The sequence below is a fragment of the Fusibacter bizertensis genome (genome assembly GCF_029914245.1).
GTDB lineage: Bacteria > Bacillota > Clostridia > Peptostreptococcales > Acidaminobacteraceae > Fusibacter_C > Fusibacter_C bizertensis.
The window spans coordinates 1-24,850 of sequence record NZ_JARYZI010000010.1 but is presented as its reverse complement, the minus strand read 5'-3'; the positions used below and the strand labels follow the sequence as shown (position 1 = coordinate 24,850).

General features: G+C 30.7%; 22 protein-coding genes. 10 read left to right on the top strand and 12 right to left on the bottom strand.

Going from position 1 to position 24,850, the window contains the following annotated elements; all coding sequences use genetic code 11:
- Positions 1-138 precede the first annotated feature (138 nt).
- From QE109_RS13570 to rpmH, 11 genes are all read right to left on the bottom strand, one after another.
- Positions 139-1,065, bottom strand: a complete 927-nt coding sequence (locus QE109_RS13570) for a diacylglycerol/lipid kinase family protein (RefSeq protein ID WP_281095080.1) — start codon at positions 1,063-1,065, stop codon at positions 139-141.
- Between the two features lie 677 nt (positions 1,066-1,742).
- Positions 1,743-2,615 carry a ParB/RepB/Spo0J family partition protein gene (locus QE109_RS13565; protein ID WP_281095079.1) on the bottom strand — a complete coding sequence of 291 codons (873 nt, stop codon included), beginning with the start codon at positions 2,613-2,615 and terminating at the stop codon, positions 1,743-1,745.
- A 3-nt stretch (positions 2,616-2,618) separates the two neighbouring features.
- On the bottom strand, positions 2,619-3,386 hold the full coding sequence (locus tag QE109_RS13560) for a ParA family protein (protein ID WP_281095078.1): 768 nt from the start codon (positions 3,384-3,386) through the stop codon (positions 2,619-2,621).
- Positions 3,387-3,490: 104 nt separating this feature from the next.
- On the bottom strand, positions 3,491-4,189 hold the full coding sequence (gene rsmG / locus QE109_RS13555) for a 16S rRNA (guanine(527)-N(7))-methyltransferase RsmG (RefSeq protein WP_281095077.1): 699 nt from the start codon (positions 4,187-4,189) through the stop codon (positions 3,491-3,493).
- Positions 4,186-6,075, bottom strand: coding sequence for a tRNA uridine-5-carboxymethylaminomethyl(34) synthesis enzyme MnmG (gene mnmG, locus QE109_RS13550; protein ID WP_281095076.1), 1,890 nt, complete (start codon positions 6,073-6,075; stop codon positions 4,186-4,188). Before mnmG ends, rsmG begins: the two co-directional genes overlap by 4 nt.
- A 10-nt stretch (positions 6,076-6,085) precedes the next feature.
- A complete protein-coding gene (gene mnmE, locus QE109_RS13545) occupies positions 6,086-7,453 on the bottom strand; it encodes a tRNA uridine-5-carboxymethylaminomethyl(34) synthesis GTPase MnmE (RefSeq protein WP_342637152.1) in 1,368 nt (455 codons plus the stop codon).
- A gap of 55 nt (positions 7,454-7,508) precedes the next feature.
- The gene (jag, locus tag QE109_RS13540) at positions 7,509-8,144 is read right to left on the bottom strand and encodes an RNA-binding cell elongation regulator Jag/EloR (RefSeq protein ID WP_281095075.1); all 636 of its coding nucleotides are present in this window, start codon (positions 8,142-8,144) and stop codon (positions 7,509-7,511) included.
- Positions 8,144-8,863 (bottom strand): YidC/Oxa1 family membrane protein insertase, encoded by a 720-nt coding sequence (locus tag QE109_RS13535; protein ID WP_281095074.1) that lies wholly within the window; start codon positions 8,861-8,863, stop codon positions 8,144-8,146. The genes jag and QE109_RS13535 overlap by 1 nt, the downstream gene beginning before the upstream one ends.
- Before the next feature lie 18 nt (positions 8,864-8,881).
- Complete coding sequence (yidD, locus tag QE109_RS13530; protein WP_281095073.1) at positions 8,882-9,091, bottom strand: membrane protein insertion efficiency factor YidD; 210 nt, start codon at positions 9,089-9,091, stop codon at positions 8,882-8,884.
- Positions 9,092-9,113: 22 nt separating this feature from the next.
- On the bottom strand, positions 9,114-9,440 hold the full coding sequence (rnpA, locus tag QE109_RS13525; RefSeq protein WP_281095072.1) for a ribonuclease P protein component: 327 nt from the start codon (positions 9,438-9,440) through the stop codon (positions 9,114-9,116).
- A gap of 57 nt (positions 9,441-9,497) precedes the next feature.
- Positions 9,498-9,632 carry a 50S ribosomal protein L34 gene (gene rpmH, locus QE109_RS13520; protein WP_281095071.1) on the bottom strand — a complete coding sequence of 45 codons (135 nt, stop codon included), beginning with the start codon at positions 9,630-9,632 and terminating at the stop codon, positions 9,498-9,500.
- Between the two features lie 619 nt (positions 9,633-10,251).
- On the opposite strand from rpmH, the gene dnaA reads away from it, so the two are divergent.
- From dnaA to QE109_RS13470, 10 genes are all read left to right on the top strand, one after another.
- Positions 10,252-11,583 carry a chromosomal replication initiator protein DnaA gene (gene dnaA, locus QE109_RS13515; protein ID WP_281095070.1) on the top strand — a complete coding sequence of 444 codons (1,332 nt, stop codon included), beginning with the start codon at positions 10,252-10,254 and terminating at the stop codon, positions 11,581-11,583.
- 233 nt (positions 11,584-11,816) lie between these two features.
- A complete protein-coding gene (gene dnaN, locus QE109_RS13510) occupies positions 11,817-12,923 on the top strand; it encodes a DNA polymerase III subunit beta (protein ID WP_281095069.1) in 1,107 nt (368 codons plus the stop codon).
- Positions 12,924-12,940: 17 nt separating this feature from the next.
- Positions 12,941-13,183, top strand: coding sequence for an RNA-binding S4 domain-containing protein (locus QE109_RS13505; RefSeq protein ID WP_281095068.1), 243 nt, complete (start codon positions 12,941-12,943; stop codon positions 13,181-13,183).
- 7 nt (positions 13,184-13,190) lie between these two features.
- The gene (gene recF, locus QE109_RS13500; RefSeq protein ID WP_281095067.1) at positions 13,191-14,300 is read left to right on the top strand and encodes a DNA replication/repair protein RecF; all 1,110 of its coding nucleotides are present in this window, start codon (positions 13,191-13,193) and stop codon (positions 14,298-14,300) included.
- Between the two features lie 10 nt (positions 14,301-14,310).
- Positions 14,311-16,227, top strand: coding sequence for a DNA topoisomerase (ATP-hydrolyzing) subunit B (gyrB, locus tag QE109_RS13495; protein ID WP_281095066.1), 1,917 nt, complete (start codon positions 14,311-14,313; stop codon positions 16,225-16,227).
- 93 nt (positions 16,228-16,320) lie between these two features.
- On the top strand, positions 16,321-18,879 hold the full coding sequence (gyrA, locus tag QE109_RS13490) for a DNA gyrase subunit A (protein ID WP_425365121.1): 2,559 nt from the start codon (positions 16,321-16,323) through the stop codon (positions 18,877-18,879).
- Between the two features lie 164 nt (positions 18,880-19,043).
- Complete coding sequence (locus tag QE109_RS13485; RefSeq protein ID WP_281095065.1) at positions 19,044-19,361, top strand: STAS domain-containing protein; 318 nt, start codon at positions 19,044-19,046, stop codon at positions 19,359-19,361.
- Positions 19,362-19,381: 20 nt separating this feature from the next.
- Entirely contained in the window at positions 19,382-19,780 is a 399-nt protein-coding gene (locus QE109_RS13480) for an ATP-binding protein (RefSeq protein ID WP_281095064.1), read from the top strand.
- Positions 19,781-19,810: 30 nt separating this feature from the next.
- Positions 19,811-20,614, top strand: coding sequence for a SigB/SigF/SigG family RNA polymerase sigma factor (locus QE109_RS13475; protein ID WP_281095063.1), 804 nt, complete (start codon positions 19,811-19,813; stop codon positions 20,612-20,614).
- Positions 20,615-20,626: 12 nt separating this feature from the next.
- Complete coding sequence (locus tag QE109_RS13470) at positions 20,627-23,449, top strand: EAL domain-containing protein (RefSeq protein ID WP_281095062.1); 2,823 nt, start codon at positions 20,627-20,629, stop codon at positions 23,447-23,449.
- Positions 23,450-23,532: 83 nt separating this feature from the next.
- Here QE109_RS13470 and trpS read toward each other — a convergent pair whose 3' ends face one another.
- Positions 23,533-24,519, bottom strand: a complete 987-nt coding sequence (gene trpS / locus QE109_RS13465) for a tryptophan--tRNA ligase (protein ID WP_281095061.1) — start codon at positions 24,517-24,519, stop codon at positions 23,533-23,535.
- Positions 24,520-24,850 lie beyond the last annotated feature (331 nt).

Here is a 24,850-nt window from a genome sequence, read left to right as displayed (position 1 = left end):
CAGTTTCCTTTTCAATATATCAGTTGAAATTATCTCCATATTTGTCTTCAATTCAATTTTATAAGCCTAAAAGCAGATAATATTAAAAGCAAATTTAAATTGAATCTTGGCCCTATATTAATTACATATTTTTCCATTTTACGCGAAATAGTACACGCATTTTGGATTTATCTTAATTATTGCTGGCGTTTTTCCAACTAAATTGCCATCAGCATTAATCCAGTATTGATGATCTGATACCTTTATTTCTATTTCTTTTGATTTTACATATATTACCTCTTTAAGCTCATTTAGTCTACCAGAATATATTTTCGAAATTTCTTTTATGAACTTTAACTTAGAGACGTTTGTTACCATACATAATTCTAATAGACCATCATCTAATTCTGCATCAGGACAAATCTTCATTCCTCCTCCAAAGTACTTTCCATTTCCTACTGCAATTAAAATCATCTTTCCTTTATAAACTTGATGATCAGCAACTACTTCTACATGACTAGCTTTAAATTGCATCCCTGCTTTTAAAGTACTTACTAAGTATGCTGATTTGCCTGGTAAAATATTTTTGTATTTATTAGTATCTTCAATAATTGGTCCATCAATACCAAAAGAACAATTGTTTATAAAATTGAAATTATTTACCCTTCCTATGTCAATAAGGATTTTACTATCTTTTGCAATTGTTTCAAGGATATTTTCAATATTACTATTATTGTCTGTGTTTTTAACAAAGTCATTTCCAGTCCCCATTGGAATAATTCCTATGCTGGGTATATCTTTAATTGGAAATTGAAATGCGTTAATCAACTCTGATAGCGTTCCGTCACCACCAACAGCAACAAATTCTCTGTATCCCTCTCTATAGTGAGTTAATGCGAGTTCAGTAATATCACCTTCACATTTAGACACTACAATTTTGTACATAATTTTATCAATTAGTTTATCAAATTTCGATTTAATCTCAGGTAAAATTTCAATTGTTTTTCCATTTCCTGCAACAGGATTAATAATAAATATTAGTTTTCTTATATTTCTAATCTTCTCTAATTCATTTTCAATTATCATTTTGTGCTCCCAATTTATATATTCATATCTAAGACTTTACATGCTATTCATTTTTAACCACTAATAATATGTACCCTAATTAGCACTGTAAGTAGTTTTTTTAATTGCATATAATTACTCTACTCATATATTTATCTCTATTATCATGTCCTATTATAATTATTATAATCTTATATTATTGAAATATTCTTATCATAGTAAAAATTTGATTTACTTCGATTACTTTGTTTCTTAATTAATTTTACTATCTTAATGGCATAATTTTAATGAATTTCTTATATCAAATTCCATTTTAGATTTATCTTTGTTCTATTATATTCTATCATAGATTCTTCATTGTACCTTGTACTATTTTATATTTTCAAACACTTTGATATCAATCCTTTCAGAGTTTTTTTTTTGCTCTTTAATTCTATAAACACTTCTTGATTCTCTTGTACAATACTATTATAACCTCTTAATTTTAAATACAGCTCAAATTTGGAGGTATTTTGACTTTTTCTATTGTTTCACGTGAAACGTTATTCACCATTATATTCATTTTTTTTAAAGATCCATTTTTTCGCTCATTTCTTTACTTATACAATTTAAATACGCATATACAATTTTACACTACAAGAAATAGTTATATTTTCTATAAAAAAAATATGTTTCACGTGAAACATATTTTAATAAGTCTATTTAATTAGGTCTAATATTCGTGAAAGATCTTCTTCATTATAAAAATCTATTACAATTTTTCCCCTACCATTTTTTTCTTTTATAGATACTTTAGTTCCTACATAAACAGAAAGATCTTCTTCAATAGATACTAATTCAGCATCTCTAATAGGTTTTGCTTTGCTTTCTACCGATTTGAAATGTTTATCATAATTTTTAATAAGTTCCTCTGTTGCCCTAACACTTAATTCATCCGCTAAAACTAAATCATAAGCTTTACGTCTCTTTTTTTCATTATCAAGGCCCAATAAAGCACGACCATGTCCACTAGTTATAACTTTTTCTGCTATTGCAGCCTGAATATAATCATCAAGTTTCAATAACCGCATTGTATTAGTTATATAAACACGTGATTTTCCAGCAATTTTACTCATCTTCTCTTGAGTTATCTGATATTCATCAATTAAACGGCTATATGCCATAGCTTCTTCAATTGCATTAAGATCTTCACGTTGCAAATTTTCAATAAGAGCAAGCTGTGCTATAGTTGATTCATCAACATCTTTAATAATCGATGGGACCTTTTTAAGTCCTAAATGCTTACAAGCTCTCCATCTTCTTTCACCAGCAATAATCTCATATAGTCCACCTTTACTCTTAAGTACAATAGGTTGCATAAGACCATGATCTTCTATAGACTCAGAAAGTGAAATTATCTTTTCATGATCAAAATTTTTCCTAGGCTGGTTTTTATTTGGCATAATCAAATTGATATCAATTTCATGAATCAATTCACCATGATCGTTAACCTTATTTTCAAAAGCCTCCATCGACTCGTTATTAATTAATGCGCCAAGTCCTCTTCCAAGACCACTCTTTTTAACTGACATCATTTACTCCTCTTCTAAACTTAAAAATTCATCGGCTAAATCAAGATATGCTTCAGCACCTCTAGATTTTCGATCATAATGTATTATTGGTAATCCAAAACTAGGTGCTTCCGCTAGTCGAATATTTCTAGGTACGATAGTAGCATAAACTAAATGTCGAAAATGTTTTTTTACTTCATCAACAACTTGTATAGATAAGTTTGTTCTACCATCAAACATACTTAAAAGTACACCTTGAATAACAAGATCAGGATTAATACTCTTCTTAACAAGATTAAAAGTATTTACTAGTTGGCTAACGCCTTCAAGTGCATAATACTCACATTGAATTGGAATAATTACACTATCTACTGCAACGAGAGCATTAATTGTTAAAAGGCCAAGTGAAGGTGGGCAATCTATAATTATATAGTCATAATTATCTTTAACTTTGGCAAGCTGTGATTTTAATAAAAACTCTCTATTAGGAAAATCAATAAGTTCAATTTCAGCACCAGCCAAATCTACACTTCCAGGTACAATATCTAAGTTTTCGAATTGAGTGGGGATTATACAATCTATAATATCTACTTCATTAATTAATACCTGATAAATTGTATTTTCTAATTCTGATTTAACAATACCGACACCACTTGATAAATTTCCTTGAGGATCATTATCGACTAATAAAACACGTTTTCCTTTTTCTGCAAGTGCAGCTGAAAAATTAACAGCAGTAGTAGTCTTGCCAACACCACCTTTTTGATTAAATATTGCCATTGATTTACCCATAAATCCTCCTTGATAGCTTACTATTTCTATTATACTACAAATCAACTATAAAATAATAGATATAAAAAAAGAACTCTGTTTAAACAGAGTTCTAGAAAAATATGTTATAAAGGTGATTTTTTTGGAATCCCAGGTTTTCTAGGGTATTTATTGTTAATTTTTCCCATTTTTTGAATAATCATCATGTCTCTTGTTCCGAAATCTTCGGGTAACTTGAATTCAACAATATCGATCAACTTAGATTTCATCTCATTTAATGCATGAGTCGCATCCTCAAGTTCTGTCTTTGTTTTTAAACTTTTGTAAGCTATAAAATAGCCTCCCACATTGACAAAAGGCATTACAAGCTCAAGTAAAAGTCTTAACTCCGCAACCGCTCTTGAAACTGCAAAATCATATTGCTCACGGTATTTAGTCATTTGACCAAAATCCTCAGCTCTACCATGAATCAATTCAATGTCTTTTAATGACAACTCCTTTTGAACCATCTTTATAAATCCAATTCTCTTATTTAATGCATCAAGCCCAGTTATTCTCATCTGTGGATTCATAATTTTAAGCGGAATTGCGGGAAAACCAGCACCTGTCCCAATATCAATTACTTTTTTACCATTAAACTCAAAATCTAGTTTTTCTACTAGTATTGAATCTAAAAAGTGTTTAATATAAACATCCTTACGCTCAGTAATAGCCGTTAAATTATATTTCTCATTTTCTTCAATTAATAATTTATAAAAAATTTCAAATTGTCTGCTCTTTATGTCATCAACTTGTATTCCTAAATCATCAAAGTAATTCATCATTTTTTCGACCGCCTTCTATATTGTTCAAGATAAACAAGTAAAACAGATACATCAGCAGGTGAAACACCTGAAATACGAGAAGCTTGTCCTATATTTAGTGGTCTAATCGCATCCAGTTTTTGCCTAGCTTCAAGTCTTAAACTATCAATTACAAAAAAATCAATATCACTCGGAATAACCTTCTCTTCCAATGCCTTAAATTTTTCTACTTGAAGTAGCTGCTTTTTAATATAGCCTTCATATTTTAAAGTGACTTCAACTTGCTTAATTACATCAGTAGAAAGATTTTCAGGACGAGTTGTATCAATAGATTCCAAATTATTATAATAAATTTCAGGTCTTTTTAACATATCGATCATTTTCATCCCTTGACTTACTTCTGGTATACCTAAATCCTTAAGTATAGGATTGAGTAAATCAGCTTTTAAAGTAACAGTTGAAACTCTTTTCATTTCCTGTTCAATATGTTCCATCTTATTTTTAAATCTAGCGTATCTTTCCTCTGTTACTAACCCAATATTATAACTTTTTTCAGTTAATCTAAGATCAGCGTTATCCTGTCTAAGTAAAAGACGATATTCTGATCTTGAAGTCATCATTCTATAAGGTTCATCTGTTCCTTTAGTCACAAGATCATCAATTAACACACCAATATATGCTTCTGATCGATCAAGTATAAAAGGTTCTTTCCCCTTAACTTTAAGAGCTGCATTTATACCTGCAATCAAACCTTGAGCCGCAGCCTCTTCATATCCGGAAGTACCATTAAATTGTCCAGCTGAAAAAAGATTATTAGTCTCTTTAAATTCCAACGTCAATTTAAGGTCAAGGGGATTAATACAATCATATTCAATGGCGTAAGCTGGTCTCATAATTTCACATCTTCCAAGACCAGGAATTGTACGCATAAAAGCTAATTGAACGTCTTCAGACATACTTGTTGACATACCTTGAACGTACATTTCATTTGTGTCACGACCTTCAGGTTCAATAAAAAGTTGATGCCTTTCTTTATCAGTAAATCTTATGAGTTTAGTTTCTATTGATGGACAATAACGTGGTCCAGTGCCTTCAATAGTACCAGTAAAAAGTCCAGATTTATCAAGATTATTTAATATCACTTCATGAGTTGACTTATTTGTATAGGTTAACCAACAAGGTAATTCATCAAGTTCAATATGATCATTCATAAATGAAAACATTTCATATTCTTTATCGCCCCATTGAATTTGCATTTGATCATAATCAAGAGTACGCGCATCAATTCTAGCAGGTGTACCAGTCTTAAATCGTCTAAGCTCCATATTATTTTTTACGAGACTATCCACTAAATCATAAGAAGCTGATAAACCATTTGGTCCACTACTTATAACAGCATCACCAATGAAAATTTTGCTTCCTAAGTAAGTGCCTGTAGCTAAAATAACTACTTTTGAAGTGAATTTTGCGCCTGTTTGCGTAATTACTCCTGAAGCACATCCATCTTCAATTACAAGTTCTTTTACTTCGGCTTGCTTAATATATAAATTATCAGTGTTTTCCATTACTTTTTTCATTTCTTTATGGTACTGATTTTTATCTGCTTGAGCACGTAAAGAATGAACTGCAGGTCCTTTGCTACTATTGAGCATTTTACTTTGTAAAAAAGAACGATCAATATTAAGTCCCATTTCACCACCAAGAGCATCTATTTCTTTAACAAGATGACCTTTTCCAGTTCCACCTATAGAAGGATTACATGGCATCATAGCTATTGAATCAAGATTGATTGAAAGAATCAACGTTTTAACACCCATTCTAGCACTTGCAAGTGCTGCTTCACATCCAGCATGACCTGCACCTACAACGATACAATCATAATGTCCTGCATCATATGTTCTTACCATTTTTTACTCCTTATTTTCCAAGACAAAAATTACTAAAAATATTTGTTAATAAATCTTTTTCAACTGATTCACCAGTAATTTTCCCTAAATTAATGATACCTTCTTTAATATCAACTTCCACAAAATCATAAGGCATCCTGTTATTTATAGCACCAATTGCATCACAAATATTGTCACGCGAATTTTCAAGTAATGATATATGCCTTGAATTACTAACCATTTCAGTCGAACTCATATCGATATTATTACCAAAAACCATTTGTTGAATTGCTTGTTCAACTAAATCTATACCTTGCTCCAACTCTAGCGATGTCTTTATTATGATTTTATCTTTTAAATGTTCAGAAATTAGATTTTCATCTAATTTAATTTCTAAATCAGTCTTATTAATAATCACAATGGCATGCCTATCTTTGACAAGTTCCATCAATAACAAATCTTCTTTTGAAATTAACTCTGAAGCATTTAACATAAAAATAACTAAATCAGCTTCATTGAAAACACCTTTAGATCTCTCAACGCCAATTTTTTCTACAAGATCTTCTGTTTCTCTTATACCTGCAGTATCTATTAACTTTATTGGTATGCCACCAATATTCATAAACTCTTCTATAACATCTCTTGTTGTTCCTGCTATTTCAGTAACAATGGCACGTGAATCTTTAAGTAATGCATTCATTAGACTAGATTTACCAACATTAGGTTTACCAATTATAGCAGTTTTTAACCCGTCTCTGATAATTTTTCCGTTTTGCGCATTTTTTAATAATTCATCGATACTATTTAATACACTTTCTAGCTGGTTTCTAATTTCATTATAAGTAATTTCTTCTATATCTTCTTCAGGATAATCAATACTCACTTCAATCTGACCCATTGTTACTATCAATTGATTGCGAATAGATTTTATTTTGTTAGATAAAAAACCCTCTAATTGATTAATCGCAAGATCAAAACCTTTTTTTGTCTTTGCACTAATCAAATCCATAACAGACTCTGCTTGAGTTAAATCAATACGACCATTTAAAAAAGCTCTCTGAGTAAACTCACCGCGTTCAGCTAATCTAGCTCCATTTTTTAAACATAAACTAAGAATTTCTTTTAGTGGTAATATACCGCCGTGGCAATTGATTTCAACAATATCTTCTTTTGTATAAGTGTGTGGACTCTGCATTTTGGCAACCATAACTTCATCTACAATTTGATCATTACTATAGATGTGACCATAAACGAGTTCTCTGTTTATCGTTTTTTTTGAAGTAGCTGATTTAAAGATGGTATGCACTATATCAAATGCGTCTGGTCCACTCATTCTTACTATACCAATTGCACCTTCGCCAATTGGAGTAGATATAGCAACAATAGTATCTGTTATCATAATAATCTCCTGATAAATTAAAATATAACCCAGTTACAAAACTGGGTTATTAGAGTTAGTTAGTTTTATTTTTTTTGTAATCAAAATAGATAACTACTTTTCTGTAAGGTTCATCACCCTCAGATTTTGTACTAACATTTGGATTGTTTTGTAATGCAGAATGAATAATCCTTCTTTCATATGGATTCATAGGTTCAAGTATTACATTTTTTCTAGATTTCTTAACTTTTGAAGCAAGCTTTTCGGCTAATGATTCTAAAGTTTCTTTACGCTTAGCACGATAATTCTCAGTATCTAGAACAACTCGAAGATATTCATCTCTTTCTTTATTGACTACTAAACTTACTAAGTATTGTAAAGAATCAAGTGTTTGTCCTCTTTTACCAATTAAGATAGCCATATCTTCACCAATCATATTGATATTAAGAACTTCACCAACTTGTTCAAACTCTAACTCAGTGTTTATTTTCATTTCTTTTAAAATACTACTCAAGAAATTTCTAGCAGTATCTATTACATTATTGCGTTTTGTAACTCTTATACGAGAATCTTTTGCTCCGATTCCTAAAAAGCCTTTTGCGCCTTCTTCCAATACTTCAATATCAACTTGTTCTCTACTCGCTTCAAGTTCAATTAGAGCAAGTCGTAACGCTTCTTCTACACTTTTCCCAGACTTCTCAACAAATTTCATTAATTAACATCCCCCTTAGCTGGTCGTTTCATAATATACTGTTGAACAATTTGGAATATACTACCTACTGTCCAATAAAGGATTAAACCTGCAGACATTGTTTTACCCCAGAATAAGATCATCACTGGGAAAATAATTTGCATAATCTTCATTTGATTGTTAACCGCATCAGTACCACCAGTTGCAGAATTCATACTCGACATTTGGAAATAGGTGAGTGCTGAAGAAATAATAGGCATCAATCCAGGTAATGCTAAAAACCATACTGGACCAGATGAAAAAATATTACTCATCAAATCCGGTACTGAAAGATTTCCAATCCATAAAAAAGTTTGCTCAGTAGCTTTAGCTAACAATTCAGGATTATTTACAAATACGTATTCACCAGGTTGTCTCATCGCAGTAAAAAGTCCAATGATAATTGGAAATTGAATAAGCAATGGCAAACATCCACTTAAAGGATTGTACTTATGTTCCTTATATAATTCAACAAGCATTTGATTTTGCTTTTCTTTATTATCTTTATATTTTTCTTGTATTTCTTTCATTTTAGGTTGAATAGCAGCCATCGCTTTTTGCGAACGTAACTGTTTAATAGTAAATGGCATCAATAAAGACTTAGTTATCAATGTAAATAGTATGATAGCGATTCCATAGTCGTTAACTACTCCATAGATTAACCCAAGTAAATATCCAAAAATTTGTGCAAAAATATTCAACTCATTACCCTCCTAAACCTATTCTAATGGGTCATATCCACCAGGATGAAATGGATGGCATTTTACTATACGTTTAACACTTAAACGTACGCCTTTTAGGGCACCATACTTTTCAATCGCCTCCAAAGAATATTGAGAACACGTAGGATGGAACCTACAGTTGCTACCCAATAATGGTGAAATAAATTTTCTGTAAAATCTAATCATCAAAATTAAAATGGTTTTCATCTTGTGCGTACACTTTCTTGATTCACGAAATATTAATTCTTTTAAAGATATACTTTAATGATCTCTTTATTTCGTGATAATCAGCTTGGTTTGATCTCACTCTCGCCACAAAGATCAAATCATAGCCATCAAATCCCTCAAAGGTTGTTCTAAATGATTCTCTAATTAATCGCCTAGTGCGATTTCTAACCACGCTATTGCCTACTTTTTTGCTAATTGAAAAACCTATGCGTGTTATATTCAAGTGATTTGGCATATAATACACAACAATATTCTTATCAGCGAATGATTTTCCACGTTTATAGACTTTAGAAAATTCTGAAGGTTTTTTTAAGCTTTCAAAAGTCATCGTGCCTCCACAGCATTAATTACAAAAAAAGACCACTGACTGCGGTCTTTTAATCCATTAAGCAGATAATTTCTTTCTACCTCTTCTTCTTCTTGCTTTGATTACATTTCTACCCGCACTTGTTTTCATTCTTTTACGGAATCCATGCTCAACTTTTCTTTGTCTTTTCTTAGGTTGATATGTTCTTTTCATTTAAGACACCTCCTTACTCACGTTACATATACATATATATAAACATATTTTTTTTCATAAGTCTGCTAAAACATTATAACGTGTAGCCCCTGCTCTGTCAAGTTTAAAGGACAAAGAGATTTGTTACATTATAAACGTTTGTATAACACTATATATAGTTGTGGAAAAAAGGTTAAAAGTAACATCTAGTAGTTATGCACAATCTATCAACAGAATTGTGTATAATTTATTTGCTTAATCCACAAAAAAATTAAAATTCTAATGCTTATAAACTTATCCACAAAAATTATATTTGAAGTTTTTTGTGGATAAGTTTGAAAAACAACTTGAAATTTGTTAAAATGATTTGTACTCACAGTATTAAATTTTTGGCGAAACAAAATTGTGGATAACTAGAATTTGTTGATTGTTTGTCATTTTTTTTTTGACTTTTTGATAATTTCACTGTGTATAGTGTTGATAAAATGGGCAGTTTTCTGTTGATAACTCTAAAAAATCATTTTTTATCCACAAATTCATTCACTTTAAAATACAACTTTAATCTTATTTTCAACATTATTTTTATCAACAATTTATCCCAGATTTTGTGGATAAACAAGCTTTATTAGGAGGATAACACATGGACAACAGATTGTTAGAAATTTGGGAAGAGGCAAGAATCAACATGAAGAATGAGCTCATGCCACTCAGCTTCAGTACCTGGATCGAGAATGTCGTTCCAATTGCCATTGAAGGAAATACGCTTATTCTTCAAACTTCTGGTAATCTCAACAGAAATATATTAGAAAACAGATATAACGATTTAATTACCAATACTATTAAATACGTTACAAATCAGGATTTCATCATAAAATATATAATACCTGAAGAGAATACACTTGAACTCAAGAAAGTTAAAGAAAAAGACCATTCGGAACTGTTTGAAACTACAAATTTAAACCCAAGATATGTTTTCAATGAATTTGTCGTTGGCAATAGTAATAGATTTGCTCATGCTGCATCTCTTGCAGTTGCAGAGTCACCAGCAAAATCCTATAATCCACTTTTTATATACGGAGGCGTTGGGCTTGGAAAAACCCACTTAATGCATGCGATTGGCCATTATATTTTATCTCAAAATAAAAATGCCAAAGTATATTATGTATCCAGTGAAAAATTCACAAACGAACTCATTAACTCTATTAAAGATGATAAAAATGAAGAGTTTAGAAATAAGTATAGAACCGTAGACGTTTTACTTGTCGATGATATCCAGTTTATTGCTGGAAAAGAGAGAACACAAGAAGAGTTCTTCCATACATTTAATGCATTATATGAAGAAAACAAACAGATCATTGTATCTTCAGATCGACCACCTAAAGAGATTCCAACATTAGAAGATCGACTCCGATCAAGATTTGAGTGGGGACTTATCACAGATATCCAACCACCTGATTATGAAACTAGAATTGCTATATTAAAGAAGAAATCTGAAAGAGATCGAATTGACATCCCTGGAGAAGTCTTTGAATTTATAGCTTCTAAGATTAAATCTAATATTCGAGAACTTGAAGGTGCACTAAATAGAGTTGTTGCTTATTCAACACTTACAAAACGTGAAGTTGATATTTCTCTAGTTAATGAAGCACTAAAAGATATATTCTCAACAACGAGAGCTAGAAAGATAGATGTAGATTTCATTAAGTCTACTGTTGCTGAATATTTCAATATGAAAATTGAAGATTTTGAATCTAAGAAAAGAACAAGACAAATTGCGTATCCTAGACAAATAGCAATGTATATAGCAAGAGAACTAACAGATTTATCACTTCCTAAGATTGGTGAAGAGTTTGGTGGACGCGATCATACAACAGTTATTCATGCTTGTGAAAAGATAAGTACTGAGATGCTATCTGATTATGATCTTAAAAATAAAATTGATGGCATTATTAAAGAAATAAAAGGCGAGTAGTGTTAGTATGTGTAAAAAGCATCTGTTGATAACTTCTGAAATAACCTAAAGTTATCAACTGTGTATAACTAGGATCAACTGGCGCATTTAATCAACAGATAAATTTAATAGAATTATCTTTGATTTCAAAGGTTTCACCTACCTTTCCACAAATCAACAGCGCCTACTACTATTACTATAATTGTTTATATGTTTTTGTTTTATATAACACATAAAAAAAAGGAGGCTTCAGTATGAATTTCAAATGCCAACAAAATCAATTATCCGCTGCAATAAATATGGTCTCTAAAGCCGTTTCAAGTAAAACAACTTTACCTATACTTTCTGGTATTTATTTTGAAGCAACAGAAGGTACTTTAAAAATTATTGGTAACGACCTGAATTTAAGTATTGAAACTTCTATAACTTCTGAAACTTTAACTGAAGGTTCGATTGTTATTCCCGCTAGATTATTCTCAGAATTAATTAGAAAATTACCGAATGAAGAAATTACTTTTGAAATTGGTGACAATCATGTAGTTGATATTACTTGCGGAGAATCAAATTTTAAAATAGTTGGATTACCAGGTAATGAATATCCAGAACTACCTGTAATTGATGATAGTAATTCATTTTTAATTGATAAAGAACTATTTGCAAATATGATTAGACAAACAAGTTTTGCAATTTCTCAAGATGAGTCTAGACCTATTTTAACTGGTGCTCTTCTTGAGATTGAAAATGGCAAATTTAATATGGTTGCAATTGACGGATTTAGAATGGCAATTAAGAAAGCAATTGTAAAAACAGATTTAAACAAAAAAGCAGTTGTTCCTGGTAGAACTTTAAATGAAATCAATAAACTTTTATCTCAAAGTGAAAACAAAGGTGATCTAAGAATATCATTCGATGAAAAACAGGTTTTATTTACAATTCCAGGTCTTAAAGTATACTCAAGATTACTTGCTGGTGAGTTTATAAACTATAATCAAATTCTACCGAGTGAATATAAGTCCATCGCAATTACAGAAACGGATCAGTTTTTAACTGCAATTGATAGATCCTTCCTAATGGCAAGAGAAAATAAAAATGTTGCTATTAAACTTGAAGTTAAAGATGATATAATCAAAATTACATCTAATTCTGAAATGGGAAGTTCAATAGAGAAAGTTCATATTAAACTAGAGGGTCAAGACCTTGAAATTGGCTTTAATCCTAAGTATCTGATTGATGCGCTTAAAATCGTTGATAGTGAAGATATTAGATTAGAATTTGTTAATAATGTAAGTCCATGTATTATCAGACCTACTGATAACGAAAATTATATATATTTGGTATTGCCTTGTAGAATATCAAAATAGAAACTGAGGATAATTAGATGAAAAAAGTATTTATTGAGTCTGAATATATAAAATTAGATCAATTGTTAAAATTCGCTGAAATAGCTGATTCAGGTGGATTTGCCAAACTCATAATTGCAGAAGAATACGTTTTAGTAAATGGCAAAGTATGTACGCAGCGTGGTAAAAAAATAACGCATGATGATATGGTGGAGATTAATTTACCTACAGATGATGGCGATGTTGAAAAATTCAAGCTTAAAATCATAAAAAAAGGTTGATACAAAATTGTATATTAAATCCATTATGGTGAAGAACTATCGAAATTATGAAAATATAAAGCTTAATTTTGATAAGAATCTAAATATTATTATCGGTGATAATGCACAAGGTAAAACTAATTTGCTCGAAGCAGTTTATGTATCCGGTTTTGGAAAATCTTTTAGAACATCAAAAGATAGTGAATTAGTTAATTTTGATAAACCCTTTGCAAATGTAAAAATTGAAGTGCAAAGGGATAATGGTCGTGTTGAAACAATTGAATTCAGAATAAATGAAAAGTCAAAAAAGGAGTTTTTGATCAATGGCGTAAACATCACTAGAATTTCTGAACTACTTGGCACTATAAATATAATTTTGTTTTATCCAGATGATTTGAAGCTCATTAAAGAAAGTCCTGTGGAGAGAAGAAAATTTATTAATAGGGAGTTATCCCATATTAGTCATATCTATTGCTCTGACATTATTGAGTACAATAAAATCTTGATGCAAAGAAATGAGTTATTAAAGCGATTAATATATAAACCAGACCTAAAAGAAACTATAGATATTTGGAATGAACAACTCGCTGATAAGGGTGCCAAGATCATTTTAAGACGTAAAAAATTTATTGATGACCTAAATGTCATTAGTAATAAAATTCATGCTGGTGTAACGGATCAAAAAGAACAACTTAATATTCAATATATTACAGCAGTGAAGAAATTGGAAAATTATGATACAATAAAGAGTGACTTAATTTTAATGCTTAATAAAAACATAGAAATGGATATCAAAAGAGGGTTTACATCAGTAGGTCCACATCGTGATGATATGGAAATTTCTATTAACGGCATAAGTATAAAATCTTTTGGTTCTCAAGGTCAGCAAAGAACTGCTGCACTATCATTAAAACTATCGGAAATTGAAATAATTAAAAATGACGTTGGTGAGTATCCAATTTTATTACTTGATGATGTTATGAGTGAACTGGATATTAATAGGCAAAAAGATTTGATTTATACACTTAAAAATGTACAAGCAATTATCACGACAACAGATGTTAAAAATCTACTAGATGATTATATTAATGCGTCTAAGATAATTAAAATAAAAAATGGAAATGTTCTAAGCCATTAGGAGGTTAGAAATGTCAAATCAAGCATATAATGCTGATCAGATACAAGTCTTGGAAGGTCTTGAAGCGGTAAGAAAACGTCCAGGTATGTACATTGGATCGACAAGCGCTAGAGGGCTTCATCATCTGGTATATGAAATAGTCGATAACAGTATCGATGAAGCATTAGCTGGATACTGCAAAAAAATCACTGTCAATATTGAACCAGACAATATCATTGTCGTTGAAGATGATGGTAGAGGCATGCCAATTGATATGCATCATAAGATGGGGATACCAGCAGTTGAAGTTATTCATACAGTTCTTCACGCAGGCGGAAAGTTTGGTGGAGGAGGATACAAAGTATCCGGTGGTCTTCATGGTGTTGGTGCATCAGTTGTAAATGCCCTTTCTGAAAAATTTGAAGTTGAAGTAAAAAGAGATGGTCATATTCATCTAATAGGATTTGAAAGAGGACTTACTGTAAATCCACTTCACGTTATTGGAACTTTAGATAATGATAGTATCACTGGTACAAAAACAACTTTTAAAGCAGATCATTTGATATTTGAGACATTAGAATTCGATTTTACACTCTTAGAATCACGCATAAGAGAGCTTGCTTTTCTCAATAAAGGAATAGAAATTATTATCACAGATAATCGTACTGAGACTAAGAAAAGTGTGCGCTTTTTTTATGAAGGTGGTATAAAAGAATTTGTTGAATACCTCAATGTGAATAGAAATTCAATCCATGATGATGTAGTTTATACAGAACAAATTAACGAAACAAATACCGTTGAAATAGCTTTTCAATATACCGATAGTTATTCAGAAAATATATTTGCTTTTGCAAATAATATTAATACGCATGAAGGTGGAACACACTTAATTGGTTTTAGAGCTGCTGTTACGCGTATGATCAATGATTACGGTAGAAAAAAAGGCATCATCAAAGAAAAAGATGAAAATCTAACAGGTGAAGATGTTAGAGAAGGTATGACGGCAATTGTTTCAGTTAAACTTGAAGAGCCACAATTTGAAGGGCAAACAAAAACAAAACTAGGCAATAGCGAAATTAGAGGTGTTGTTGAATCAGCTGCATCTCAGATGTTAGAACGTTATTTAGAAGAAAATCCTTTACAAGCAAAAGTAATTATAGATAAATGTTTGACTTCAGCAAAAGCAAGAGAAGCTGCAAGAAAAGCAAGAGAACTTACAAGAAGAAAAGGTGCTCTAGATGGCCTAACCTTACCTGGTAAACTTGCAGACTGTTCAGAAAGAGATCCATCGAAATGTGAAATATACATTGTCGAAGGGGACTCCGCTGGTGGTTCAGCAAAATTAGGTAGAGATAGAAACATTCAAGCAATATTACCTCTTCGTGGAAAAATTCTCAATACAGAGAAAGCGAATTTTGCTAGAATTTTTAGTTCTACAGAGATTAGAGCGATGATTACTGCATTTGGATGTGGAATTGGTGATGAATTTGATATCACAAAATTACGTTATGATAAGATTTTTATCATGACCGATGCAGACGTAGATGGTGCACATATTAGAACATTGCTCTTAACATTCTTCTTTAGATTTATGAGACCTTTAATAGAACAAGGTCATATATATGTTGCTATACCTCCTCTTTATAAAGTTAAAAAGGGAAAGAGTATTTATTATATCTACTCTGAGAAAGAAATGAATAATCTTTTAAACGATATTGGTCGACAAGGGATTACTATTCAAAGATACAAAGGTCTTGGTGAAATGAATGCTGAACAACTTTGGACAACCACTATGGATCCTTCAGTTAGAACAATTATGAATGTAACTGTAGATGATGCTATAGAAGCTGATCTTGTATTTTCAACGCTTATGGGTGAAAAAGTAGAGCCAAGACGATTATTTATAGAACAAAATGCAAAATATGTTAAAAATATTGATATTGGTTAGGAGGAATTAATTTTGAGTGATGATCAAAAAGATTTTGATGACGAAATAGTTGAAACATCATATGAAGATTCTTCAGATGATATCAATGAAACGATAAATAGCAATCAAACTATTTTATTAGTTGATGTTATGGACGAAATGAAAAAATCTTATATGGACTATGCGATGAGTGTAATCGTATCAAGGGCGCTTCCTGATGTTAGAGATGGACTTAAGCCTGTTCATAGAAGAATATTATATGCAATGAGTGAGCTTAATTTTACGCATGATAAGCAACATAGAAAGTCGGCACGTATTGTCGGTGAAGTAATGGGTAAATACCATCCACATGGGGACTCTTCTATCTATGGTGCTTTGGTAAGATTTGCACAAGATTTTTCCATGAGATATCCTCTTATTGATGGTCATGGAAACTTTGGTTCTATCGATGGAGATGGCGCTGCAGCAATGCGTTATACTGAAGCAAGAATGGCAAGATTATCTGGAGAATTATTAAGAGACATTGACAAAGAGACTGTAGATTTTACACCTAACTTTGATGAATCTGAAAAAGAACCAGTTGTATTACCAAGTAGATTTCCAAATCTTCTCATCAACGGCTCTAACGGTATCGCAGTTGGTATGGCAACATCTATTCCACCTCATAATTTAGGTGAAATCATAGATGGTGTAATTAAATTGATTGATGATCCAGAGTCTGATGTTTATGACATTATGGAATGTGTTAAGGGACCAGATTTTCCAACTGGTGCTGAAATTATGGGCGTTGAAGGGATAAAAAGAGCATATAGAACAGGTCGTGGACGTGTTATTCTAAGATCAAAATCTGAAATAGAAGAAATGAAAAATGGGAAAAGTCGCATTATCATTACTGAAATTCCATATCAAGTCAATAAGTCTAAAATGATTGAAGGAATTGCAGAACTTGTTAAAAACAAGAGAATTGAAGGTATTACAGATTTAAGAGATGAAAGTAACAGAAATGGTATACGTATCGTTATAGAACTTAGAAAAGATATTAATCCTAATATCATGATCAATCAACTTTATAAAAATAGCCAACTTCAAATTTCGTATAGTATCATTATGTTAGCTTTACATGATGGTGAACCAAAAGTCATGAACATCAAAGAAATGTTAGATGCTTATCTTGAACATCAAAAGGTTGTTGAGAGAAGACGTGTTATTTATGATTTGAAAAAAGCCAAAGATAGAGCACATATTTTGGAAGGACTTAGAATTGCAATTGATAATATTGATGAGATTATAAGGATTATCAGAAGTTCTTACAGTAATGCTGAACTTAAGTTGATTGAAAAATTTGATTTATCTGAAATTCAAGCTAAAGCAATTGTTGATATGAGGCTTAGAAGATTACAAGGTCTTGAAAGAGAGAAAATTGAGAATGAGTACAGTGAACTATTAAAACTTATCGATTATCTCAATGAACTTTTAGCGAATGAACAGCTACTTTTAGATATAATCAAAGAAGATTTACTCAGAATTAAAAAAGCTTATGGTGATGAAAGAAGAACAGAAATTAGTATTAATCCTGATGAAATTGACTATGAAGACTTAATTGATGAAGATGAAGTTATTATTACTTTAACACATGCAGGTTATATAAAAAGAGTTTCAACAGGTGAGTATGTGTCACAAAAAAGAGGTGGAAGAGGTAAAACAGGTCTTTCAACTAGAGAAGAAGATTTTGTTAAAGAGATCTATACAACTTCTACACACGATTATCTGTTATTCTTTACTAATTTTGGGAAGGTATATCGTTTAAAAGCATATATGATTCCTGATGGATCGAGAATTTCTAAAGGAACAGCAATTATTAATCTTTTACCACTTGAAAGTGAAGAAAAAGTTAATGCTGTTGTACCAGTTAAAAACTTTGAAGAAGGTTATTTAACTTTATGTACAAAATATGGTGTTATTAAGAAAACAGCAGTTAGTCAATTTGACACTTCAAGAAAATCAGGTTTGATTGCCATTAATCTTAAAGAAAATGATCAATTAATTTCAGTTAAGAGAACAACAGGTGATAACGACTTAATTGTGATAACAACTAAAGGTAAATCTATAAGATTCCATGAAAATGATGTAAGAGCAATGGGAAGAACTGCTACCGGCGTGAGAGCTATTAACTTAACTGGCGCAGATTATGTTATAGATATGGAAGTTGTTAAAGATCATGCTAAGTTATTGGTTGTATCTGAGTTTGGTTATGGTAAGAGAACGCTACTTAAAGAATATAGACAGCAAACAAGAGGTGGAAAAGGAATAATTACTTATAACCTCAACAGTAAAACCGGAAACTTAATTGGTGCACTGGTAGTAGAAGATTCTGATGATTTAATGATTATCAATGACAGTGGTGTGTTGATCAGAATTAAGGTAGCTGATATTTCAGTTACAGGAAGAATTACTTCTGGTGTAAGGGTAATGAGAGTTGATGAAAATACTAAATTGGTATCACTTGCAAAATTAGAAGAACATGATGATGAAGATGATGAGATCACAGTGGTTGAAAATACTTCTTCAGAAGCAATAGTAGAAGTTGAAGAAATTGAAGAAGTTGAAGATCTAGAAAAAATTAAAAATTTAGAAGAAATTGATTCTAATGAATCTGATTCTGAAGACAACTAAATCTATTTTTATCATAGTTAATTTGTAGTTGGAAAATTGAATTCTTGAGAAATCGACAATTCAATTTTCCAAATTTTATAAATTATTATCAAGTTTTAGTGTATAATGTTTTCAAGTATAGCTGTTTCATCTTTATTTGGAACAATTAAAAGGGGGATTATTTAATGTCTTTAAGATTAAATACCAATTATAATGAGTCAGAAAAAAGCTGGGAAGTTGAACTAATCGGCGAAGTAGATATCAATTCTAAAGCTGCACTTAAAGATGAATTGATTCAACTAAATGACAAAAGACAATCGGATTTTGTATTCAAATGTGAAAATCTTGAATATATTGACAGTACTGGATTAGGCGTATTAATTAGTTTCTATAAAAATGTAAAAATCAATAATAACACGGTTCATTTTGAAAAGCTAAAGCCTAGTATTTTAAAAATATTTACATTAACTGGGCTAGATAGAATTTTTTCGATTCGTAATTAATTGTAAAGGTGGAATAAGAAATGAGGGAATCAATTAATATGTCATTGCCCAGTAAACCTGAATACGTAAGTGTTGCACGGTTGACGGCATCTTTCGTTGCCAATCAAATGGGGTTTGATATCGAAACAATTGAAGATATTAAATTGGCTGTTGGCGAAGCATGTAACAATGCTATTTTACACTCTGGTTCTGATGAAACATATAAACTTGAATTTATTAAGCTTAGCGATAATTTAACGATTGAAGTTATTGATCATGGTAAAGGATTCAGTATTGAAAAATACAAAAAACCTGAGGCTGAAGAATTACAAGAGAGTGGACTAGGTCTTTTTATAATAAAATCATTAATGGATAGTGTAGAGATTGAAACAAGCGAAGGTCAAGGTACAAAAATTATAATGAGTAAGATCGTTGAATAAATGTTCTTCTTCGGTTAGGGGCTGATGTTCATGAAAAAAAAGCAAATAATCATAAAAGATGAAGGTTCTTTAAACAATGAATTTCTATCACTTGGTACTAAAGACCTTTTTAATCTATATAAAAATAATAGGGATATTGCCATTAGAAATGAACTGATCAAGCGTCACATGTATATTACTGAAATTTTGGCAAAAAAGTATATCAATAAGGGTATTGATTATGAGGATATCTATCAAGTTGCGTCACTTGGATTGATCTATGCGATTGAAAGATTTGATGTTGATAGAGGTTTTGAGTTCTCGAGTTTTGCTACACCAACAATTATTGGTGAAATCAAGAAATATTTCAGAGATAAAGGATGGGCAGTAAGAGTTCCTAGACGTATACAGGAATTATCTAAAAAAATAAACTTGGCTAAAGCGAAATTACAGCAAGATTTACAACGTATTCCAAAAGTTAGTGACATTGCGCTATATCTTAATGTAACTGAAGAAGAGGTTATTGAAGCAATGGAAGCGTCTCAAGTTTATACACCAAAATCTTTAGATTTAACGTATGATGCATCTGGTGATGATAAAGATATCCAACTTCAAGACATTATAGGCAGAGATGATAAATATTTCGATATTATTGAAAATCGAGATTTTATTAATATGTGCCTTAAAAAATTGAATGAAGTTGAGATAAAAATTGTTAATGACCGATTTTTTGAAAATAAAACTCAAATTCAAGTTGCTGATGAATTAAATGTGTCTCAAATGACAGTTTCAAGAATGGAGAAAAAAATTATCAAGAAATTCCGAAAAGAGTTAATAAAATTAAATGATATTTAATTTGGTGAATTGATGTTTGAAAAAAATGGCATACAAAATAAAATTAGAAAACTAATCACACGGATCATAATTTCCTTTGCATTAATTTCAGGCGTTTTATTTTATATTTTCACTTACACTCAAATAAGCGAAAAGTATAGTCATGAAGCTGCGGGTGTTATAAATTTAACAAATTTAATATTGGAAACCACATTCAAAGATTCAGAAAATGCACTATCATCATATGATAGTTTTTTAAATTCGCAAATTAATATAAAAGATGAATCCTTAATTAATAAATCTCTAGAGATTTTCATTAAAAACATTAGTAGTGCAAACACTTTGTTTATTGGAAACTCAAATGGAGATTTCTTTTTGTTTCCTAAGCGATATGTAGCAAAGGATTATGATCCACGCATTAGACCATGGTACGTTAATTCGATAGAAGAACCTGAAAAAATAAACTGGACTGAACCATATGTAGATCATGGTACTGGTGAATTTACAATTACAGCTTCTAAAAGAGTTAATGACAATATGGTTATTGGTGTGGATATTTTATTGTCTGAAATTACAAATATAGTAAAAAGCGAAAAAATTGGAAATAATGGGTTTATTACAATAGTGAGTGGATCTGGTAATATTTTGGCTTCGAAAGATGCTGATTTACTTGCTAAAAATTGGGATGAGACAAATATCAGTTCTGTGTCATTTTCACAAATACTTGAAAACAAAGAAAGTCATGATTCAAATTATCTTTATATCAGTCAAAAGATTGATGGTATGGATATCGTCATTATTGGTGCAATTAGTCAAAAAGAAATTTTAGAGTCGATGTTGTTTATGTTTTTCCTAATTACATTTATTACGATTATGGTGGTTGTATTTGCTGAAAGGATTGCCGTTAAGTACTCAGATAAAATTGTTAATCCAATATTATCCATTGTCGGAACTATGGAAAAAGTTGAAGATGGAAATTTCGATCTACAATGTGAAGCTGAATCAAATGACTTTGAAGTTGCTGTATTAGTGAATGGTTTTAACTCTATGATGAGTAGCATAAATGAAAAAAATATAGAAATGCAAGCTTTGTATGAAGAATTATATGCTTCTGAAGAAACGCTTCAAGAGCAATATGATTTACTCTATGAAAATAAAATCTTTATAGAAGAAAGTGAGCAACGGTATAAGTCAATTTTTGAAGCATCAGAGGAAGGCTTGTGGGATATTGATAAAGATGGCTCTATCAATTACCTAACTCCATCTTGGTATGATAATTTCGATATAGATATTAGTAAGTCAACATTGAAATCTTGGTTTAACTTAATTCATCCTGAGGAACGACAATTAGTAGAAAATAAACTTAAACTATATAAAGATGGAAAAATTGATAATTATAGAATTGAATATAGAATTTTAACTAAGTCTGGAACATACATTTGGATTGAAGCTGTTGGAATATCAAAATATAAAAATGGTGTTTTTGTAAGTATGTCTGGGTCACATCAAAATATCACTTCAAGAAAGCAATATGAATTAAAAATACAAAATATGGCTTATAGAGATACATTAACTAAATTGCACAATCGCGCATATTTTGAAGAAAATTATAAAGATTATTTTGAAAGTGGAATGAATGGTGCTTTGCTTTTACTTGATATAGATAATTTTAAGTATATCAATGATATTCATGGTCATAGTTTTGGAGATGAAATTCTGAGGCAGTTTTCTGAAAGACTCTCAGATGTAGTTAAAAATTATGATAAATCAATAGTTGCAAGGTATAGTGGAAATGAATTTATAATTTTACTAGATGGAATTGATGAGAAAGATCAGATTAAACAATGTGTTACAACAATATGTAAAGCTGTAGAAACCCCATTTATTATTAATACGAGTATTCTTAAAATAACTGCAAGTATCGGAATAACGATTTTCCCTAAAGATGGTTGTGAAATTGAACAACTGATACAAAATGCTGATATTGCTATGTATCATGCAAGAAGAGTTCTTAAAAAGAGTTATTATTTTTTTGATAACAACATTAAACAAAATGCAATTAATGAGATGAATTTTGAAAATTACTTGCGTACTGCGATTGATTTGGATGAGTTTGAAGTTTACTATCAACCAATAATGAGTATTAAAAATAGGAATATTAAAGGTTTTGAAGCCTTAATTAGATGGAACTCAAAAGCACTTGGGTTTATAATGCCAGATCAGTTTATACCATTGACAGAAAAGACAGGTTTAATCAATGAAATAGGTCTTATCGTTTTAGAAAAAGCTTGCCAATTTATCTCTAATTTAAACAAACAGTTGTCTTGTAATATGACTATGTCTGTGAATATTTCAGTAATTCAATTAATGGAAGACAATTTTGTCAATCGTGTACTTTCAATCATAGATCGCTATGAGTTAGCTCACGAGTCCATTTTGTTAGAAATAACAGAAAGTATTACATTAGAATCGAACGAAAATGTTATAGCTAAGCTTTTTTATTTAAGAAATCAGAAGATAGGTATATCTCTTGATGATTTTGGAACTGGTTATTCATCATTTAAAAACTTAATTAGATTACCAATTAACAACATAAAAATTGACAAGGCAATTATGAAAGATTCAATGTCTAATGAGCATGTCTATAACTTACTTGAATCAGTGGTTGATTTTGCGCATAAAATTAATATTAGTGTTATTGCGGAAGGTATTGAAGATTTGGTATATCTTGAAAGAAGTGAAAATATGAAAGTTGATTATGTTCAGGGTTATTATTTTAGTAAACCAAAACACGAGGATGAAATTATCGAATTGATTGAAGACCTAAACAAGCTTTGTCTTCAAGATAAACAATAAGCTAGTACAAATTAAAGCCATAAATTCAATGTTGCTTATACATTGAATTTATGGCTTTTTTATAATACTCGGTATATATACATTTAATACGTTATGAATCCAACTTTATCTTTGACACGATTAAGTACTGAATTAGAAATTTCTTGAGCACGCTCTCGACCTTCTCTTAGAACTTCATAAACTTCGCCGCTATCAATAATTCTATTGAATTCATTTTGTACCTTAAGTATTTCATCATTGACAACAACAACTAAGTCTTTCTTTAAAGCACCATAGCCTAGACCTTCATATTTAGCCTCTAATTCTGCAATACTTAAACCTGAAAATTGAGAATATATGGTGAGTAAGTTACTTACACCAGGTTTGTTCGTTAAGTCATATTTAATCAACATGTCACTATCTGTAGTGGCACGCATAATTGATTTTTTAATTAGAGAAGGTGAATCTAATAAAGTAATTTTAGAATGTTCGTTAGGATTACTTTTACTCATCTTTAAAGTTGGATCATCTAAAGCCATGATTCTAGCCCCTTCTTCAACTTTAGCAATCATTGGTTCAGGGACTACAAAAGTTTCCCCAAATCGATTGTTAAACCTCTGAGCTATATCTCTAGCTAACTCTAAATGTTGTTTCTGATCATTTCCTACTGGTACAAAGTTAGTATCATATAAGAGTATATCCGCAGCCATAAGAACTGGATAAGTGAAGAGACCTGTTGTCACGATGTCTTTTCCAGCAGATTTATCTTTAAATTGAGTCATTCTACTGAGCTCGCCCATATAAGAGAAGCAGTTTAAAATCCACGCAAGTTCTGCATGTGCAGGAACTTGTGACTGAATGAATAATGTAACTTTTTTAGGATCAAGTCCAATCGCCATATAAAGAGCTGCCAATTCAATTGTACTTTTTTTAAGCTTTTCAGGATCTTGAGGTAGAGTGATGGAATGCATATCTACAACACAGTATAGACAGTCTTTATCGTTTTGTTGTTTTACAAAATTTTTCATTGTAATATAATTACCTAGATGTATCTGGCCAGTAGGCTGAACCCCAGAAAATACCCGTTTCATAAAAATCCTCCAAATTCTAGTTACAATATAACTTATAAATCCATTACGTCCTCAACTTAATAAGAATAAAAATTGATATTACTATTTAATAGTAATAGAAAATAATATAGACATAATAATAAGCTTAATGTTATTTTATATAGTACATTATATAATAGAAATTACCTCATATAAATAGAAAGTATATGATATTATCAATATTACAATTAGTTAACAAAAAAAGGTGAATTAAAGGGTTGACGATAGGGTGTCATATAGTGTATTATTATCAAGTCGCCTAACGCGAGCGGTTAACATGAAAAAAGAAATTAAAAAAAGTGTTGACAAAGCA

Bases quoted from the DNA above. Each gene is read 5' to 3' on its own strand.
- QE109_RS13570 (WP_281095080.1), bottom strand. From the start codon at position 1,065: ATGATAATTGAAAATGAATTAGAGAAGATTAGAAATATAAGAAAACTA.
- QE109_RS13565 (WP_281095079.1), bottom strand. From the start codon at position 2,615: ATGTCAGTTAAAAAGAGTGGTCTTGGAAGAGGACTTGGCGCATTAATT.
- QE109_RS13560 (WP_281095078.1), bottom strand. From the start codon at position 3,386: ATGGGTAAATCAATGGCAATATTTAATCAAAAAGGTGGTGTTGGCAAG.
- rsmG (WP_281095077.1), bottom strand. From the start codon at position 4,189: ATGATGAATTACTTTGATGATTTAGGAATACAAGTTGATGACATAAAG.
- mnmG (WP_281095076.1), bottom strand. From the start codon at position 6,075: ATGGTAAGAACATATGATGCAGGACATTATGATTGTATCGTTGTAGGT.
- mnmE (WP_342637152.1), bottom strand. From the start codon at position 7,453: ATGATAACAGATACTATTGTTGCTATATCTACTCCAATTGGCGAAGGT.
- jag (WP_281095075.1), bottom strand. From the start codon at position 8,144: ATGAAATTTGTTGAGAAGTCTGGGAAAAGTGTAGAAGAAGCGTTACGA.
- yidD (WP_281095073.1), bottom strand. From the start codon at position 9,091: ATGAAAACCATTTTAATTTTGATGATTAGATTTTACAGAAAATTTATT.
- rnpA (WP_281095072.1), bottom strand. From the start codon at position 9,440: ATGACTTTTGAAAGCTTAAAAAAACCTTCAGAATTTTCTAAAGTCTAT.
- rpmH (WP_281095071.1), bottom strand. From the start codon at position 9,632: ATGAAAAGAACATATCAACCTAAGAAAAGACAAAGAAAAGTTGAGCAT.
- dnaA (WP_281095070.1), top strand. From the start codon at position 10,252: ATGGACAACAGATTGTTAGAAATTTGGGAAGAGGCAAGAATCAACATG.
- dnaN (WP_281095069.1), top strand. From the start codon at position 11,817: ATGAATTTCAAATGCCAACAAAATCAATTATCCGCTGCAATAAATATG.
- QE109_RS13505 (WP_281095068.1), top strand. From the start codon at position 12,941: ATGAAAAAAGTATTTATTGAGTCTGAATATATAAAATTAGATCAATTG.
- gyrB (WP_281095066.1), top strand. From the start codon at position 14,311: ATGTCAAATCAAGCATATAATGCTGATCAGATACAAGTCTTGGAAGGT.
- QE109_RS13485 (WP_281095065.1), top strand. From the start codon at position 19,044: ATGTCTTTAAGATTAAATACCAATTATAATGAGTCAGAAAAAAGCTGG.
- QE109_RS13480 (WP_281095064.1), top strand. From the start codon at position 19,382: ATGAGGGAATCAATTAATATGTCATTGCCCAGTAAACCTGAATACGTA.
- QE109_RS13475 (WP_281095063.1), top strand. From the start codon at position 19,811: ATGAAAAAAAAGCAAATAATCATAAAAGATGAAGGTTCTTTAAACAAT.
- QE109_RS13470 (WP_281095062.1), top strand. From the start codon at position 20,627: ATGTTTGAAAAAAATGGCATACAAAATAAAATTAGAAAACTAATCACA.
- trpS (WP_281095061.1), bottom strand. From the start codon at position 24,519: ATGAAACGGGTATTTTCTGGGGTTCAGCCTACTGGCCAGATACATCTA.